At 43.9% G+C, this 15,703-nt stretch carries 13 protein-coding genes; 5 read left to right on the top strand and 8 right to left on the bottom strand.

Going from position 1 to position 15,703, the window contains the following annotated elements; genetic code table 11:
• Nucleotides 1–48: 48 nt before the first annotated feature.
• On the top strand, nt 49–951 hold the full coding sequence (locus CKO50_RS05470) for a DUF808 family protein (RefSeq protein WP_095727341.1): 903 nt from the start codon (nt 49–51) through the stop codon (nt 949–951).
• Between the two features lie 50 nt (nt 952–1,001).
• Here CKO50_RS05470 and CKO50_RS05465 read toward each other — a convergent pair whose 3' ends face one another.
• Nucleotides 1,002–2,777, bottom strand: a complete 1,776-nt coding sequence (locus CKO50_RS05465) for a sulfatase-like hydrolase/transferase (protein ID WP_095727340.1) — start codon at nt 2,775–2,777, stop codon at nt 1,002–1,004.
• Nucleotides 2,778–2,969: 192 nt separating this feature from the next.
• The gene (locus CKO50_RS05460) at nt 2,970–3,710 is read right to left on the bottom strand and encodes a hypothetical protein (RefSeq protein WP_017217829.1); all 741 of its coding nucleotides are present in this window, start codon (nt 3,708–3,710) and stop codon (nt 2,970–2,972) included.
• Nucleotides 3,711–4,118: 408 nt separating this feature from the next.
• Here CKO50_RS05460 and CKO50_RS05455 point away from each other — a divergent pair, with 408 nt between their 5' ends.
• Nucleotides 4,119–4,985 carry an alpha/beta hydrolase gene (locus CKO50_RS05455; protein WP_095727339.1) on the top strand — a complete coding sequence of 289 codons (867 nt, stop codon included), beginning with the start codon at nt 4,119–4,121 and terminating at the stop codon, nt 4,983–4,985.
• On the opposite strand, the gene CKO50_RS05450 is transcribed toward CKO50_RS05455, so the two are convergent.
• From CKO50_RS05450 to CKO50_RS05440, 3 genes are all read right to left on the bottom strand, one after another.
• Nucleotides 4,977–6,152, bottom strand: a complete 1,176-nt coding sequence (locus tag CKO50_RS05450) for an alpha/beta hydrolase-fold protein (RefSeq protein WP_095727338.1) — start codon at nt 6,150–6,152, stop codon at nt 4,977–4,979. The two genes, CKO50_RS05455 and CKO50_RS05450, sit on opposite strands and share 9 nt — an antisense overlap.
• 121 nt (nt 6,153–6,273) lie before the next feature.
• On the bottom strand, nt 6,274–6,843 hold the full coding sequence (locus tag CKO50_RS05445) for a hypothetical protein (protein ID WP_095727337.1): 570 nt from the start codon (nt 6,841–6,843) through the stop codon (nt 6,274–6,276).
• Nucleotides 6,844–6,873: 30 nt separating this feature from the next.
• A complete protein-coding gene (locus CKO50_RS05440) occupies nt 6,874–7,707 on the bottom strand; it encodes a DUF2306 domain-containing protein (RefSeq protein WP_095727336.1) in 834 nt (277 codons plus the stop codon).
• 197 nt (nt 7,708–7,904) lie between these two features.
• On the opposite strand from CKO50_RS05440, the gene CKO50_RS05435 reads away from it, so the two are divergent.
• A complete protein-coding gene (locus tag CKO50_RS05435) occupies nt 7,905–9,011 on the top strand; it encodes an AraC family transcriptional regulator (protein WP_255229438.1) in 1,107 nt (368 codons plus the stop codon).
• 7 nt (nt 9,012–9,018) lie between these two features.
• Here the strand turns inward: CKO50_RS05435 and CKO50_RS05430 are convergent, their stop codons facing one another.
• From CKO50_RS05430 to CKO50_RS05415, 3 genes are all read right to left on the bottom strand, one after another.
• The gene (locus CKO50_RS05430) at nt 9,019–9,978 is read right to left on the bottom strand and encodes a hypothetical protein (RefSeq protein ID WP_095727334.1); all 960 of its coding nucleotides are present in this window, start codon (nt 9,976–9,978) and stop codon (nt 9,019–9,021) included.
• Between the two features lie 65 nt (nt 9,979–10,043).
• The gene (locus CKO50_RS05425; RefSeq protein ID WP_095727393.1) at nt 10,044–11,402 is read right to left on the bottom strand and encodes an MFS transporter; all 1,359 of its coding nucleotides are present in this window, start codon (nt 11,400–11,402) and stop codon (nt 10,044–10,046) included.
• A gap of 643 nt (nt 11,403–12,045) precedes the next feature.
• Nucleotides 12,046–14,598: an Ig-like domain-containing protein gene (locus CKO50_RS05415; protein WP_095727333.1), complete on the bottom strand. Its 2,553-nt coding sequence runs from the start codon at nt 14,596–14,598 to the stop codon at nt 12,046–12,048.
• A gap of 197 nt (nt 14,599–14,795) precedes the next feature.
• Here CKO50_RS05415 and CKO50_RS05410 point away from each other — a divergent pair, with 197 nt between their 5' ends.
• Both CKO50_RS05410 and CKO50_RS23910 read left to right on the top strand, forming a co-directional pair.
• Nucleotides 14,796–15,269 (top strand): VOC family protein, encoded by a 474-nt coding sequence (locus tag CKO50_RS05410; RefSeq protein WP_095727332.1) that lies wholly within the window; start codon nt 14,796–14,798, stop codon nt 15,267–15,269.
• Nucleotides 15,270–15,428: 159 nt separating this feature from the next.
• Nucleotides 15,429–15,596 (top strand): hypothetical protein, encoded by a 168-nt coding sequence (locus CKO50_RS23910; protein WP_176474611.1) that lies wholly within the window; start codon nt 15,429–15,431, stop codon nt 15,594–15,596.
• The last annotated feature ends 107 nt before the right edge of the window (nt 15,597–15,703 follow it).

Genomic DNA, 15,703 nt, shown 5'->3' with positions numbered 1-15,703 from the left:
TATTTGACAACCGCACTTAATGAATAACTTAAACGAAAGGAGTGTGCTATGCCATCCGCAAACTTACTTGCCTTGCTCGATGATGTCGCTGCGCTAACAAAATTAGCCGCAACTAAAACCGCGCCGGTGTTAGGAGACGATCTTGCCGTCAACGCAGAGCAACTATCGGGTGGGATCAAACCAGATCGGGAGCTTGCAGTGGTATGGAAGGTGTTTAAAGGCTCCTTACTGAACAAGTTTATTTTAGTGCCCGTTGCTTTGGCTTGCAGTTATTTTGCGCCGTTTATAATCCCCATTATGCTAATTTTAGGGGCGCTGTACTTGCTGTTTGAAGGTGGTGAAAAAATTCTCCACGCTATTTTTCACTGTCAGGAGCAACAGCAAGAAACCGATGAGTTTATTAAAGCGTTTGAGGATGAACGTGTTGACTTAGTCGAGTTTGAAAAAGACAAAATCAAGGGTGCTATTGTTACCGACTTTGTTCTATCGGCGGAAATTATCATTATTGCGCTGGGTGCGATTGCTGATCAGCCTTTTGAAAAGCAAGCAATAGTCCTTTCGTTAATTGGACTTGCGCTGACAATCGGGGTTTACGGAATTGTGGCTTTGATTGTTAAGCTTGATGATATTGGTTTAGCCATGATTAAAGACGTACGTAAGACTACACTTGCGGTGATAAAACGTGGGGTGGGTAAGGGACTGCTTTATTTTGCCAACGGTCTAATGAAGTTTTTGTCGGTCGCCGGTGTGTTGGCAATGCTTTTAGTTGGCGTTGATATTTTGGCTCACCAGTTCCACTTACTTGAAGAAATTGTTCACGCTGTTGAAAAGCTGATCCCTACAATGAGCTGGCTTTTGAGCATTATCGCCAAGCTTGGATTGGGGGCGGTGATTGGTGTCATTATTGCGGCGGTGCTGAGTCAGTTGCTGGCAGTGTTTAAAAAAGCATAAATAATCGCAAGTAGCCCGCATATTTCAGGGCTACTTGCAGAGCTTTTCGATTACCTTCTAATCGGCACTTGCTGGTTGACTGGTTTTTGCGGTGCTTCATTGAGGTTTTGTGGTAATAAACGTTTGGCTTTACGCTGCTCCCGTAGCGTAAATTGTAGCGCTTTTAAAATCCGCGCATCCAATGGCGTTTCGCAAAACGGGCTTAACAGGTTGTTCTCCTCCGTCGGATCTTCACTCAAGTTATAACACTCGTATTCACTGGGAATGAACTGAGTGGTTGTTATTCCGTCTGGGTTGCCGACGCCAATGACATTACTCACAGACGATTGCGTGGTAGGCTCATCGTTACCACCAAGATCAACTAAATTCGGGTCTTGCTCATAGAATCGAGCGTTATCAAAATAACGCACAAACTTCCATTTCGTGTCACCGCTGATATCCGGTAGTTGCGTTATCACAGCTTCGATATGGTTCGGTTGGATAATACTATTGTAAGCTTTACCGGTAAGCATATTCGTCATATCACTACCAACTTCGATGTTGTCATCGGTCATAAAGTAAATGGCTTCTTCTTTGGGCGACGCTTCACCTAAAATGACGTTGGCTAGGTTTCTGCCAACGAGTGGCTGTGCCTCACTGTGATCTTTAGCAAGCTGAGTACGAGTTTGCTCAATATCTATATCCGCTAGACCAAGCAGGGTAGGCAGTAAGTCGATGTGTGATGTGGTGATATCAAGCTGCTTAGGTTGATTGAAAAGCACAGGATTAGAAATAATAAACGGCACGTTTAATACTTCTTGATACGCGGTGTACCATTTTTGATGTAGACCGCCGTGAGCACCCAATAGCTCACCATGATCAGAGGTAAAAACGACAATAGTATTTTCATAAAAAGATGACTGCTTTAATGCGTTAACTACCTGTTCTATATGCTTGTTCACTTCTGCGATAAGGTAGTAATAAAACTGCCGATAGGTTTCATCTGGTGGCTGTGGTAGATACATATGCGGGTACATAAGCTGATAGTCTTTTTGGCATCTAGGCTTGTCCATTAAGCTTTCAGTTTGGCTTGGGGCTGGCGCAACACTTGGAAGGTTATCGGCTTCTTTTTCGGCATAAAAGTTGGAAAACCAATCTTTTTGTCCCATTAATACGATGTCATGAGGGTTTACGAATGAAGAAACCAGTAAAAATGGCGTTTGGTCGCCGTTTTGTGCCTTTTCTTCAAGTTGTTTAAGGGTTTCACAAACTTGATTGGCAAATCCCGGATCTCGAGATGTACCTGAATTGTTCTCTGCAGCGCCATGAGGTTCAGGACCTATCCATTGACTAAAGCCAAACTTATCTAGACGCTCTGCGCGCTCATAGAGAGCTTGTTTTGCTGGGTAAGGCTCTCCGGTTGCAGAGTTACTATACAGCGCTTGCTGACTCCCCGGCACGATAATATCCTCATCGGAGAGGTGCCACTTACCACGATAATAGGTTTGATAACCTGCTTCGCGAAACCAAGATCCCATGGTTGGCACGGTATTGGGAGCCAGCCAGAACATGTTTTGATCAAATGACGACTTGCCAATTCCTGGTGTTTGGCTCACGCCGTGTAGGGATGGATATTGTCCCGTGTAAATGGATGTTCTACTCGGTGCGCACGCCGTCGCTGCTGCATAATGATTCATAAATTCCATGCCACAGCGGCGCATTTCTGCCATGCATGCACTGTGCTTGAGTCGATACTCTTTTGCTTGTGAATTTTCGTAAGGCGGAGGGAAACGCTCTTCATCAGTAGTAATGATTAGAAAATTCGGTTGTTTGCCATTAATCTTCATTACAATCTCCTTTTAACTTGCACAGGGCAAATGCCCACGAAGAGTGTAGTTGAAGATCCTTAGGTATTTGCGCTTTGTGTAATTTAATTGTTTTTTTATTTTAAATAATGTGTAAAAACAACATTCTGTATTTTCTCAACGACGAATAGAAAAAGGCCTTATCGACCTTTATATAGTTTTGTATTTGGTGAATTACCAGTCGCCTGGGTCGCCGCCATCTGAGTCGCTGATCTCCTCGTAAGTACCGCCAGTGTCAATACTCAGCTGTTTAAGAAACTGAAATGTAGGGGTACTAGATACCGACTGAGATGCAGATGAAACATCTAATACATACATCTTATCTTTATTAGCCAGAATATTTTGCACTGTGCCTGTATAGATTGTGGCATTGAATTGCACTGGTGGTAGCTCAAACAGGTATTTAGAGGTTACGCTCGTTTGCCAATTTGAGCCGCCACAGCTAGAGGCTGGGCTGTCATTTTCGCCGCCATCAGTAGAGCCATACACTCTTAACAGCGCGCCATTAGCGGCTTCCGTTGAGTAATTTGCTCTTAACTCATCAGCGCCATCACACATAGCTTGTGCAAGTGCGGTTAGCCCCGAGCACCCTTCTGGATCTAGTTGATAGAGTGCCATCATTGCCGCATTGAAACCGACAAACCCGTTAGTTAGGGATTGAATTTGACCGCCACTAGCAAACGTTTTCACATTTAGCTGTTGGCCATTAATTGTGGCATCTAAAAAGAATTTTGATACTTTTTGCACTGCTTGTTGTTTTGAGAATGAACATCGGCTTTGTCCATCTGGGCGCAACGTGTTCATTGAACTACTGCGATCTAAAAAAAGCACGCCATAAGATTCAGGCGCAGCGAGCGAATTGAAACTCGACATTGTGGTTGCCAATACAATGGCAGATACTAAGATTTTCATCATTGTGAACTCCATGTCAAAAGATACCATTTGCATTATCTAATCGGAAAATCTCACGTCTGAGACAAGATATTGTTCAAATGGTGTAAGAAGTATCTGGCTGTACTACTGATGCAGATACGTGATTTGCGCAAGTAAAAAAAATGAACCTAATTGGTTGCAAATTTGTTGCGCAGCGTAAGGGTAGGGTAGATTCTAATTTTATCCATTACACCACATTACAGCGGTGATTTATTTTTTAAAAACATAATGTTACATTTGGTTGTGACGTAAATTTTAGTATTTTCAGGATGTTATTTTTAGCTGCCTAATATAGTAGCGGTTGCGATTTAGTTTCTAAAAAATATACAGTAGGATGAAGTAAACGGTACTCAAAAGTACGAAATAATAAAAACAATGACAGGAAGTTTTATGAAGCGATATCTCTTTTCTCTCTTAGGTTTAATTGCCATCGTCGCCGCTGGTTGGAAGTTTACCCAGTATCAGTCTTATTACACTTCAGATTATGTTGATGTAGTGTTGTCTTCAGAAGTGCTTAATGAAGATCGAAAGGTCTTTATTCGCCTCCCAAAAGGGTATGACAAGGCACATAGTTATCCGCTCATTATTCGCACCGACGGCAACTTTAATCTCGCGCGGTGGGATGAGGTACTAAGCAGCCTTGCCGAACAAGGTAGGGTAGAAGATGCCATTTTAGTGTCTATTCCCAATCAATTTTGGACTGAGACTCGCAACCGCGACTTAGTGCCGCCTTATGCTCGACAAGATGTTGCGATTGAGGCCCGTCCAGAGAGTGACAATGATCCTGCCATTTTTGGTCGTGCAGATCGTTTTTTGCAATTTGTTGAAAGCGAGCTGTTACCCTACTTAGAAGCTAACTACTCAATTAACGACAACCGTGTGTTAAGCGGGTTTTCTGCTGGTGGAAGTTTTGTACTTTATACCATGGTGACTAAACCTGCGCTTTTTGATGGCTATTTTGCTTTTAGTCCTGCTGCGTGGTATGACGACTCGGTTGTCGTAAAAGAATTCGCAAAAAGCCTAGCCAATATTCAAGGCAAACCTAAGTATATTTACCTTTCCATTGGTGGTGCTGAGAATGACATTATTACGGGGTCATTTCATGGTTTATTAGATGCACTTGAACAGTATGCGCCTGCCAATGTGCGTTGGGGACACAGCATTAGCGAGGACGCGGGGCATTCACAAAATCCAGTGGTTTCCGTGCCACTTGCCTTGAGTGAATATCATCACTTTAGAAAAAATCAGTTAATGTAAGCGTTGCAATGCTTTGATTTCAGAGAGCAAATGTTTTTTTTCGCTTTCACTTAGCCCTTCAAGTTTAAGCATGGCTTGGTAGGTCTTTAATAGCGATGGCTTATCTCCTTTTTGCTGATAAGCCATCGCCAATTGCTGCAGTGTATTGAGGGACTCTGAGTTGTGCTGGCTCACAAAGCTAAACAGGTTGATGGCCGCAGTGAAGTTACGTTCGAATAGGGCGGCACTCCCGAGCGAAGTCAGCGCGTCGTAGGGGTAAGCCTTGAGTCCATATAGTGACTTAGCGATGGCGACATGATTTTCCAGCTGAGTGACACCGGCAGCAGCGACCTTAAAGGATGGTTGGTAATGGTTAAATAGGTGCTGCAGACCATGATAATAGCTCGGGTAGACGACGCTCGTATGGGTTTCGCCGTTAAAGTGTTGCGCTTTGAAGTCAATTCCATTTGGCTTTCGCCAAGCATCATTAAGACGTTGAAAAGGCTGCGTTATGATTGCGCTTTCGTCTGCCATGCTGATGTAGATACACTTGTTGATTAACGCTTTTGTCAGTAAGTCATTTAATAATCGCTCTTTATCCCACCAAAGGCTTGGACTTGCCAACATTACACCATTAAATAAATCGGGTTTTTCAAGTAGCGCATAGGTTGCAAACAGTCCACCGAATGAGTGTCCTGCTAACGCGCGATAGCCTGATGTGCGATAATGCTTGTCTACGTAAGGGATGAGTTCTTTGTCGATAAATTGCAGTAGCATTTCTGCACCGCCCGGATTTTGCTGCCGTGTTGGACCTGCAAAATGTCCCAGTACCGCAAGGCTACCTTTGCGATAAGACGGGGTCAGATCTCGAGTGCGGTGTTCGTTGGTTTCGATGGCAACAATGATAAGTTCAGGTATTTTATGTTGTTGTGCCAAGAAGCGAGCCGCTGAAGCGGTATGTTCAAGATTGCTCTGACCATCAGTTAGATATAACACTGGATAGCTTGTATTGCCTTGCTCATAGCTTGGTGGCAGGACGATATGAACCGTTCTTTTTTGCGAAAAATAAGCGGACGAAAGCTGCAGTGTTGAGTTCGAATCTACTGATTTATTAGCAATAGCGCTACCAATTGACAGCAACGTAAAAATAGCCACGATAACAATGTGAGTAACTAACCTAGCTTGCATAACCGCTCGTTCCTTGCTTAAAAATCATCACTAATTTAACACGAGTCAAAACGACAAGGAACGAGTTATATAGCAGCGCCTAGGAATTATTTGTGTTGTCTTGAGCCTTCTAAGGTCACTATTACTCCATTCTCATTGGTGTTTGTGTCTTCTTAAGTAATTTAGAAAAGATAGGTTTTAAGCAAAAAAGAGAAAACACTGAAACGATTGCCATCACTAAAATGCCAACTAGTGGAATAGCATAACCAAAGGTAAAACTAGCACCGACCACGTGTCCCAATATGCATTCTGCGCGGTAGATTGGATAAAATAGCCCAGCTATCAAAAGTCCTAAGGCTGTATACATGGTGAGGCTTTGATAACCGAACTCCCAAAGGGCTGATTGCAACAAGCTAAAGAGTAACATCACAAAGAATGCGACCAAAAACTCAGTAGGAATAACCACGGGTGCTGTTTTTTTAATGCGCTCTGTGCCAATTGCTTTATGTAGCCGCAGTGCCGTAAGCCAAGCTAATACGGGAATTATGATAATGCCCCATGCGTTAGATACTGCTGGAAAATCAGCTCTGTGAAGTAAGTGGTGACTCACTATCCCGCCATTTAAATGTTGCCACATCAGCGTTAGTATCACGAGCAAGATTGCCGATGTAATTAGGCCTTTGTTGATTTTGTTCGCTTTGACTGAAAGCATGTTTCTACTCCTAACTGATTAAACTGTAATTTAACTAAAAAAGACGGCTGAAATGCGTGGCCACCACATCATGACAGCGGCCGCGTAGACACCAATCGCGGTGATCACAAAACCTAGGCTCATCATCACCGTGATTATCCAAACCGGTGCGCTGACGTTGGTTTGGCGTTTTGCCCAAAAGTAGAGCTCTGCGAGTAGCATTGGTAGCAGATAGCAGGCAAACGAAATAAATATATCGACAGGGCCATCTAAGGTTACGGTATTGCCATTGAAGCCTTGATTGACCATGTACCAACCAAACAAATAAAGACGAAACGTCCACACCCCATTAACCAAGAAAAAACTATGTGCGGCATAACGTTGATGTGCGGCGATATTTTTTTGTATGGCAGCGCGCCAAGCAAAAAATATCGCAATGGGAATTAATATACCGTTGAGTGTGATCCCAATGGCACCAACATCGCTCAGCCTAAGACCGGTTACCCAAGTGAGATATAACCCAGTGAGTGCGCCCGAAATACCGAGAATAAAAAATACGCGTCCGTTGTAGCGATGAAAGCGTGGAAAGCGTTTTCGCACCGCAGGAATAAGCTGTAATAAACCGTTGGTGGCCAAAATCACAGCGGGTAAAACATGGCTAAAAAACACCTTGGCATCTTTTGTGTGTCCACTCGCCGGTGAAACCGCTGCACTTTGCTCTGTGAGTCCCACGATAAGCGGGATGGCATATAGGCCTAAGATATAAACAGCAAACATCCATTGCCCGAGCAGTGCGACACACACCCAGCTCTTTGCGGCACCATTCAATACGCTAAAGGGACTAAAGAAAACCCCTGTTGTTTTGGTTAGATTGAGGGAAGACAAAATACTTATCCTTATAAATCAATAAACTTGGTATATAAAATGACAAGGTTTTGCTATCTCGTCGCTTTGATTTTGAAAATCAAAGCAAAGAAAGTGGACCGAACTTTAAAAATGCTGGTGTTAAGTTTGCTTAACCTGATGTAATGGTTATTTACAAAGTTAATTTGAGTGCTTTTGGTGTGGCTGTTAGAGTTTCTGTGTCTATCAATATTCCTTCAATCACCATGACTATTGAAAACTATTACCTACTTTTGCTTAGCCTATGTTGCACTTTGGTTGTTGCTCAGCTTTTTGTAAAAGAGAAAAAAGCAGCACATTTACTCTTTGCTTTAGTGTGCGGCTCAATAGCTTTGGCCACCACCAAAAAGCTGACTCAGGACTCCTTAAATGGATATCAGTATTTAATTGGCATGGGCGCTTGTGTGACCTGTAATGGGTTTTGGTTGCTTGCTAGGGCACTATTTAGAGAAAAACATACCATTTTACAAAGGCATGTTGTGTTTGCAATCGCCATTGCTGCCTTGGTCATATGGCGACAAGGTTATTTGTTTATCGATAGTCAATTACACATGAACGCTCGCGGATTAGTTGAGTGGCTTAACATTGCGGCGTATGAGCTTACTTTGTTGTTGTCATCTAGTGTACTCATGCTGGCATTTTGGGAGGGGTGCAGAGGGTTCTCGCAGTCTCAAGGGCAGGAAAAAGCACAAAGGGTGCTATTCTTATCCGCTTATTTTATTTGCGTCGCAGGCACCAAATTAGTCGAAAATCGCTTTGCCGACAATCGTGAGGTTCAAGAATGGGCAGTGACAAGCGCAGCTATCCTCATTATGTTGACGGCGCAAGTGTTATTGTATTGGCGATTTTCATCTCAACGTACAATTACATCCGTTAGGTGCGTTGAATCAAATGAGCCAACACAAACCGAGGATGATATTGCGCTCCAGCAACAGGTGGAACACTTTCTTATCAAGCAAAAAGGCTTTCTCAAAGAAGGGTTAAAAGTTGCTGACTTAGCTCAGCAATTTAATCAACCTGAATACAAAATAAGCCGAGTGATACGACAAAACTTACAAGCGCGAAATTTCAGCCAATTGGTCAATGAGTTGCGGGTTGAGCATGCCAAAGCGTTGTTACAAGACCCCGCTAAACAGCATTGGCCAGTACTTGTCGTTGGCCTGGAAAGTGGTTTTGCGTCGGTTGGACCATTTACTAGAGCATTTAAAATCGTTACGGGAACCACACCAAACCAATTTAGAAAGCAAAATAGCGAAACGCAAGTGCTTCGTGAAGCACAAGAGTAAGTGGCGATTAATCTAGCTTAGTCAGTTTGTATTGTAGCTGCTGAATAGGCAGCTCTATCGTTTGTGGGTCAAGCTCTGGCGTAATATCACTGACAGGAAAGACGTTATCTATTTCCACCGCATTCGCGATAGCGTTAGTACCGCCATTGGATAAAAAAGTAAGTTGGGTGTAATCACTGGGCTGTAAGTCATACCGAGCCAGCGTTGCCTTTAAATCTATGCTGTATTCGTATGCGGCTAATAGGCTACCTGCGTTATCGTTGTATCTGCAGATCCGCCATTGATAGCTACTTTCGATAAACTCCAGCGCCCAAATCCCACCTTTATCTTGGATCATTTGTTGTGGTTGTTGGCAGGGCTGTGGTAGGGGCAGTAAACGGCTATGAGACCAAAGCCCCTCGTGGTTTTGGCACAATAAGTCGCCCTTACCAAGGTCGATAATATGCGAGCTTAGACCATATTGGCAAAACTGGGAGGCGGGAATGAAAAAGGGGGCAGTATGCTTGTTAAGGGCGCCAAACGCAATATAGCCCATTAATACCTCAGTATTAGTCATCCAGCCAAGGTAAACATATTCATCATCTTGCCAGTTTATTGATGCGATTTTCCCCTGTTTAATGGTGTTCGTCAGCGTGAAGTGGTCGCTTTTGCCATTAAATGTACAAGTCAAACTGCCTTGGGTCGCGTCGATGTTGCATGATTGCTGAACTTGCTCCTGTGATAGCCGCTTTATTTTAGAGTTTGGCGCTTGATGAGTTAGCACGGAGGTGAACTTAGCCGCAGCAGACAACTGGCCGGTTTGATCTTGTTTAAAACGACATTTAGGCTGTATCTTTGAGGAATTGAGCACGACACTACCATCAAGCACAGCAAGCTCACAGCTATTGGCTATGGTACAAGCCGTGAGCAGCATAACGCCACCAAAGGTAATCCAGATGTTTTGCAAATCACAATACTCATCAGTCATCAGCTACATCCTATAAACATAGCTGATAACACCTTGATTAAGCAATCTTTGGTGACGAGTGCTTATCAGTCAGGCTTTGGCTGAGGTTTGTTAGTCGTTTCGTCCAGCTCCTCGGTTGGCTCACTAGTTTGCTCATTGTCATCGAGTTCATCGTCGTTATCGCGAGGCGCGTCTTCGCCAACGACAAGTAGCTGCTCGTGCGCCGTTTTTTCCTCGATACGCGGGTCCATGGTGGCTGCGAGCGGTGAGCTGGTAATATCAGAAGTCGCAGCAACATAGTCGCTAGGCTCTGGCTGCTCGGCTTTTTGTCTCGCGTTGATAAAGTGGAGGAGTAAGAACATAACAACGGTTAGTGCACTCAACGAAGCATATAGGGCTTGATGACCAAAATGGGACATGATCTGTGCAATAGAGGCTGAGCCAACACAGGCACCTCCCCCAAACGCCACCAGCAGCGCAGAAGAAACACCAACACGGTCTTCATCATCAACACGGGAGTTTGCTAGTGCCGAAGAAAGTGGATACATGGTAAATGCAAATAACCCAAAGCCAAAAGTCAGCCAAAGACTGTAGCTTGGGCTCAGTGGCAGTAAAAATATACAAAGAGAAATCAAACCGATAAAAACAGCGTTACTGCGCAGTAAGATACTTCTGCGAACTCGGTCAGAGATAATGCCCATTGGCCACTGTGCAAGCAAACCTGCAAAAATCGTTACCGACATATACATAGCAATTTCTTCGGCATTAAATCCTGACTGGCTGGCAAAAGTCGGGGCAAGGCCATAAAAACTACCATTAATCACTCCGGCAAAACAGACTGCCGTGAGAGACTGAGGCACTTTTTTGAAGTAGGTAAACAAACTGACTTGAATAGGCTTAAGTGGCTTAGGGTGGATCCGCCTCGTCGTTGAAATAGGGATAATTCCAAAGGATAAAGCAACAACAATTAAAAACAGCGGCGCATAGCCAAGCTCAGGAAAATTAGAAAGCGCAAATTGCCCTGTTACCATACCGAGGTATGAGGTGAGCATGTAAAAAGAAAATACTCGTCCCCGCTGCTCAGGTGCCGCTTGTTCATTTAGCCAGCTTTCGAGCACCATAAAGTTACACATCATGCCCAGACCCACCACAAGTCGTAGTCCAAGCCAAAGATAGATATTGTCACTCACCCCATGTATCGCTACGCAGGCCGTCACTGCAGCTGTGCTTGCCGCAAACGCGCGAATATGGCCAACTGATTTGATCAGGTGGTAGCCTAATTTAGCACCGAGCAACAAACCCAAGTAATAAAACGAGGTAAGCAAGCCGATCCAAAACGTGCTGACGCCGTGCTGGCCTAAATAAAGCGCTAAGTAAGTGGTCAGCAGGCCTGTCCCACCGACTAAGAATAGATTTGTTAAATAAAGCGATGGAAAAGATTTCATATCGACCTTGGGATTCATTATGAATTTGCGTGTAACGCTCTAATAGTAGGGGAGAAATAGTTTATTTCCAAGCAAAAAGCTGTTGACTGTTTACCAACCTTGTTTGCTTGTGTCGTTGGCTTATTGCTACATAGCCTAAGTTATAGGGTTATTCAGGGCGGTTCTGGCAAAAATACAAAGATCAACAGGCCCCAATCATTGAATTGTTGCTCTAATTGGGTTGAGTGTTTTTTGTTCAGGTGATACAACTTTAATTCAGGACTAAATTATTACGAACTAGTTCCTGAATCTATCAATAAAACAAAAAAGGATTACCAATGAAATTAACGGTTAAAAAATTAAAGTCTTTATCTAAAAACAGCCAAACACTTGATTATGCTGCGACGCCTAATGTGGCAGGTGGTTATACAACGAGACCTGGCACGATTGGTTGTGAAACCACGACTAAAGAGTGTGATTTAATCACCTCGGCACTTTNNNNGTACAAGCGCTCGGTGTGGTAACTACACGACTGAAAATTGTTAGCAATCAAGTAAGCAGGATCTGGGCTGTANCCTGCCTTTATTTTTTGTATTTTATTGATTAATCAACCTGAGCTCAGAATAACGTTTGCCATACTTACCAAGCTCAGGCCAATGTAGTTTTAATTTCCTTGATTCATCTGCGTTAATTTATCGCCAATGGGTTGAGAGAAATTATAGCCATCGTACTTATCCCAGTTAATCGACCATGTCATCACGCCACCAAAGTTCGGATAAGCCTTGCTAGGCTGGATAGTGCCACATCCTGTACCTTTGGTTAAACAATCTAAGGCATTGATGATATTGCCGATAGGCGCTTGGCCTGAATTTGCCGACTGTGGACCAGAAGGTAGACCGATGGCTACTTGGTCATCCCTAAGTGGTGCAAAGCGGGTGCCATCAGCAAGATCAAATCCCTCAATCAACATTTTTGCATGGGCAACCATCATGTTTACTGAACCCTCAGGAGCACTTCCCGGTTCATATGGATTAGGTAGGCCCCCATTGTTGTATAGCTGTACGTGAAGTAAATCTAATGTATCACGTAGCTCATTTATAAGTGGAATATAAGCGCCCCAAATACCTGAATAGGCAATCATGCCACCATGCACATAGGGATGCTCAGGGGCCATGGTAAGTACCATATTGCCACCAATATTTTGTTCAATTTGCTTTAATGCTCTTGGCAGCCGAGCTTGGATCTGAGAGCCATGCACAAGGTTCGAGCCACTCTCTAAATCAATATCGAGCCCGTCAAATCCCCATTGTTGAATAATATCGGTGAGGCTGCTGACAAATGCGGCTTCATCGGAATCCGTATTGAGGGTAATTGTGCCTTCTGCACCACCAAGGCTTAGCACAAAAACTTTACCTTGCGCTTGTAGTGCCTGCATGTCGGATTTGAATTTTACTGGGTCGATAGGCGGGCAGTTAGAGCGAATGTCTTTTTCAAATGGTGTGAAGTGCACTGTACCATTCGAATTTCTATCATTTTCAGCAAAGGCAATATCGATGATGTCCCAAGCAGTAGACATCTGATCAAGTGGAATAGGGCAACCAGCTGGATTGACAAAGTTATGCCAATAGCCAATCAATTTGTGCTTTTTACCGATGGGTTTGTCGATGACTTGAACAGTCACGCCGCTACTGGACAGCTGATCATTATTGTCGTTGAAGGCCGTGGCATAAAGTGTTTTTGTACCGATTGAGGCCGGTGCATAACTATATTCGTAGGGTGGCGTTGTGTCTGTATTGAGTAACACGCCATCAGCATAAAACTGTACTTGTGTGATTTGTCCAACAAAAGAGGATGCCTGTGCAATCAATTGAGTGGAATTACCCAGGGTAATTTGGCTGCCACTAGTGGGGGCAAGTAAATCAACGGCAATCGGTTTATCAGTTACATTCACTGTAATTGTTTGCTCGCTTTGATTACTTTCGTTATCGACCGCAACGGCTTTTAAGCTCACTGGTTTGAGGGTTGTCGGTGTCCAGCTGTGACTAAGCGTTCCTTGATTGGCTGTGGCGAGGAGTGTGCTGTCGGCATAGAGTGACAGTGTAGCAATACTGCCGTCTGTATCTTGAGCACTGACAGAGATAGTGGTGGGCGTATTGACCAAAACAGTACCATTATTGGACGGGCTTTCGAACGTTACGGTTGGTGCGATTGCGCAGATCCCTATATCGCTCCATGCATCGCTCCAATACTGGCCTGCACCTGGCTCATATGCCCATTGCGCGTTTGAGCTACACCAGCCTGCAATATCACAGCGATATTTATGATTATTATGAGCGACGAGTTCACCAGTCTGGTAATTTTGTCCAGCGCTGTATGCTCTAAGGCCTTGGCAGCCACCGCCTACCTTTGTCAACACGTCGATGGCAAGGTTTGCTTCACTTACCAAGCCTTGATTGTCCATCGCTTTTACATTTAGTTGGTTTACGCCAACTTGCTCCGCTTGGAATTGGAACTCAAAAGGAGAGGTTGTTAGGTTCGCAACAAGCTGGTTGTTCACGCTAATTTCCACTCCCGCAATAGTACCGTCGCTATCGTCAGCTGTGACGCTGATCCCTACCATATTGCCTTGATAGAACTGCTGGCCGTTGGCTGGTGCTACAATGGATACGTTCGGTGGTAAATTTCCCCCGCTCGATTTTACAGTGATCCGTGCTGATTGCGAACTTCCGGTTAGCCCTTGTAAATCGGTGGCAATTGCACTGATATCGTATTCGCCAAGTACTGCGTTCCAAGTGGTTTGAAATGGCGCGGTAGTGTCCGTTGCGATGACTTGCCCATTTACTAAGAATTCGACATAAGCCAGATCACCATCGACATCATTGGCATCAGCGGAAAAAACAGCGCTGTCATTTTCGCCCAAAACCGCGCCATTATTTGGGCTGGTGAGTACGACACTTGGCGCTTGACCTGACCCCGTTGCACAAGTCCCCAATGACCGCCAGACATCATAAGGACCGGAGTGGCCTGCTGGATTGTCGTTCTGACTATACCACTTTGCTTCATATGCTTGGTTTTGGGACTGTGTGATATCCCCTTGTCTGTAGACTTGTTGTTCAGACCAAGGGCTTAAATTACTACAGTCGTAGGCGTTTGCTTGGCCTGCGAGGATGAGAGCACCACTCGTCCAAGCCAATCGTAATATAGAAGTTGGTTTCATACTGATCCCTTACATGTTGTTGTGTGTTTTATGAACAAAACCAAATTAGCATATAGGTAAATAATTCGTTAATCAACACTCGAGTTATGAGTAAATCTCATCGCTGCAATAACATGAGCATCGCAATTTTAATTCGCATATTTCAAATAATCGGCTAGGTTTAGAGGGAATTTAACGGACTTTATAGGATCCATATCATGGCGACTTCTTCAATTCCTCCCGGTTATCATTCACTCACGCCTTACCTCATTGTGGCTGGTGCAGCAAAAGCTATCGAGTTTTACCGAGCTGCTTTTGGCGCTAGCGTAAAGCTTCAGTTACCTATGCCAGATGGAGGAATAGCACATGCGGAGCTGCAGATTGGTAACTCTTATGTGATGCTTTCAGATATGTGCCCTGATATGCACTTTAAAGATCCCAATGAGCTTGGTGGCACGCCCGTTAGCTTGATGTTGTATGTTGACGATGTGGACACTGTGTTTGCGGGGGCAATTGAATTGGGGGCACAGCAAGTCACGCCCGTTTGTGATCAGTTTTATGGTGATAGGGCTGGAACGCTACGAGACCCATTTGGTCATGTCTGGACGATTGGCACGCATAAAGAAGATCTCACAGAAGCTGAATTACTTGCGCGTATGGCTGATTTTATGGATAAGCAACAAGATGCCTAGTTGAGGTAAGTTTATCTAATCATGTTTGTTGTTTTTTTGTTTGCCTTGTGCTTTTAGTTGATTTTATTGTTAATATTGTTGAATTTTTTATTTTTTCATGGCAGCTTAAGAATTAGTGATAAATTTTTATCACTAAACGACTATTTCAAGGAAATGATAATGAAATTAAAATTAAAAAAATCAGCGTTGAAGCAATTAGATAAAAACCAAAACCTACCTTTACAGCAAACCCCTCAAGTAGCTGGCGGTGCTGAGCCAAATACCAGAATCCCATGCCGTTTAACGGAAACGTTGACTGGTACGGATTACGGTCATTGCCGTTGTTAGTATAGTCGAGCTGTGTTTTAGGCTAGCCTGATGAGATAGAGAATCTACTTATTGGACTACTAACCTTAAACAACATGATTTATAAATTAAGAGTAACTCAAGGATAA

It is taken from the genome of Pseudoalteromonas sp. HM-SA03 (genome assembly GCF_002289345.1).
In the GTDB taxonomy this organism is placed as follows: Bacteria; Pseudomonadota; Gammaproteobacteria; order Enterobacterales; family Alteromonadaceae; genus Pseudoalteromonas.
The sequence above is the reverse complement of the archived record's forward strand: the minus strand, read 5'-3'. Positions and strand labels throughout refer to the sequence as shown.

What these genes read in the sequence shown, in the direction of transcription:
- CKO50_RS05460 (WP_017217829.1), bottom strand. Translation starts at nt 3,710, where the DNA reads ATGATGAAAATCTTAGTATCTGCCATTGTATTGGCAACCACAATGTCG.
- CKO50_RS05450 (WP_095727338.1), bottom strand. Translation starts at nt 6,152, where the DNA reads ATGCAAGCTAGGTTAGTTACTCACATTGTTATCGTGGCTATTTTTACG.
- CKO50_RS05425 (WP_095727393.1), bottom strand. Translation starts at nt 11,402, where the DNA reads ATGAAATCTTTTCCATCGCTTTATTTAACAAATCTATTCTTAGTCGGT.
- CKO50_RS05455 (WP_095727339.1), top strand. Translation starts at nt 4,119, where the DNA reads ATGAAGCGATATCTCTTTTCTCTCTTAGGTTTAATTGCCATCGTCGCC.
- CKO50_RS05465 (WP_095727340.1), bottom strand. Translation starts at nt 2,777, where the DNA reads ATGAAGATTAATGGCAAACAACCGAATTTTCTAATCATTACTACTGAT.
- CKO50_RS05430 (WP_095727334.1), bottom strand. Translation starts at nt 9,978, where the DNA reads ATGACTGATGAGTATTGTGATTTGCAAAACATCTGGATTACCTTTGGT.
- CKO50_RS05445 (WP_095727337.1), bottom strand. Translation starts at nt 6,843, where the DNA reads ATGCTTTCAGTCAAAGCGAACAAAATCAACAAAGGCCTAATTACATCG.
- CKO50_RS05410 (WP_095727332.1), top strand. Translation starts at nt 14,796, where the DNA reads ATGGCGACTTCTTCAATTCCTCCCGGTTATCATTCACTCACGCCTTAC.
- CKO50_RS23910 (WP_176474611.1), top strand. Translation starts at nt 15,429, where the DNA reads ATGAAATTAAAATTAAAAAAATCAGCGTTGAAGCAATTAGATAAAAAC.
- CKO50_RS05470 (WP_095727341.1), top strand. Translation starts at nt 49, where the DNA reads ATGCCATCCGCAAACTTACTTGCCTTGCTCGATGATGTCGCTGCGCTA.
- CKO50_RS05415 (WP_095727333.1), bottom strand. Translation starts at nt 14,598, where the DNA reads ATGAAACCAACTTCTATATTACGATTGGCTTGGACGAGTGGTGCTCTC.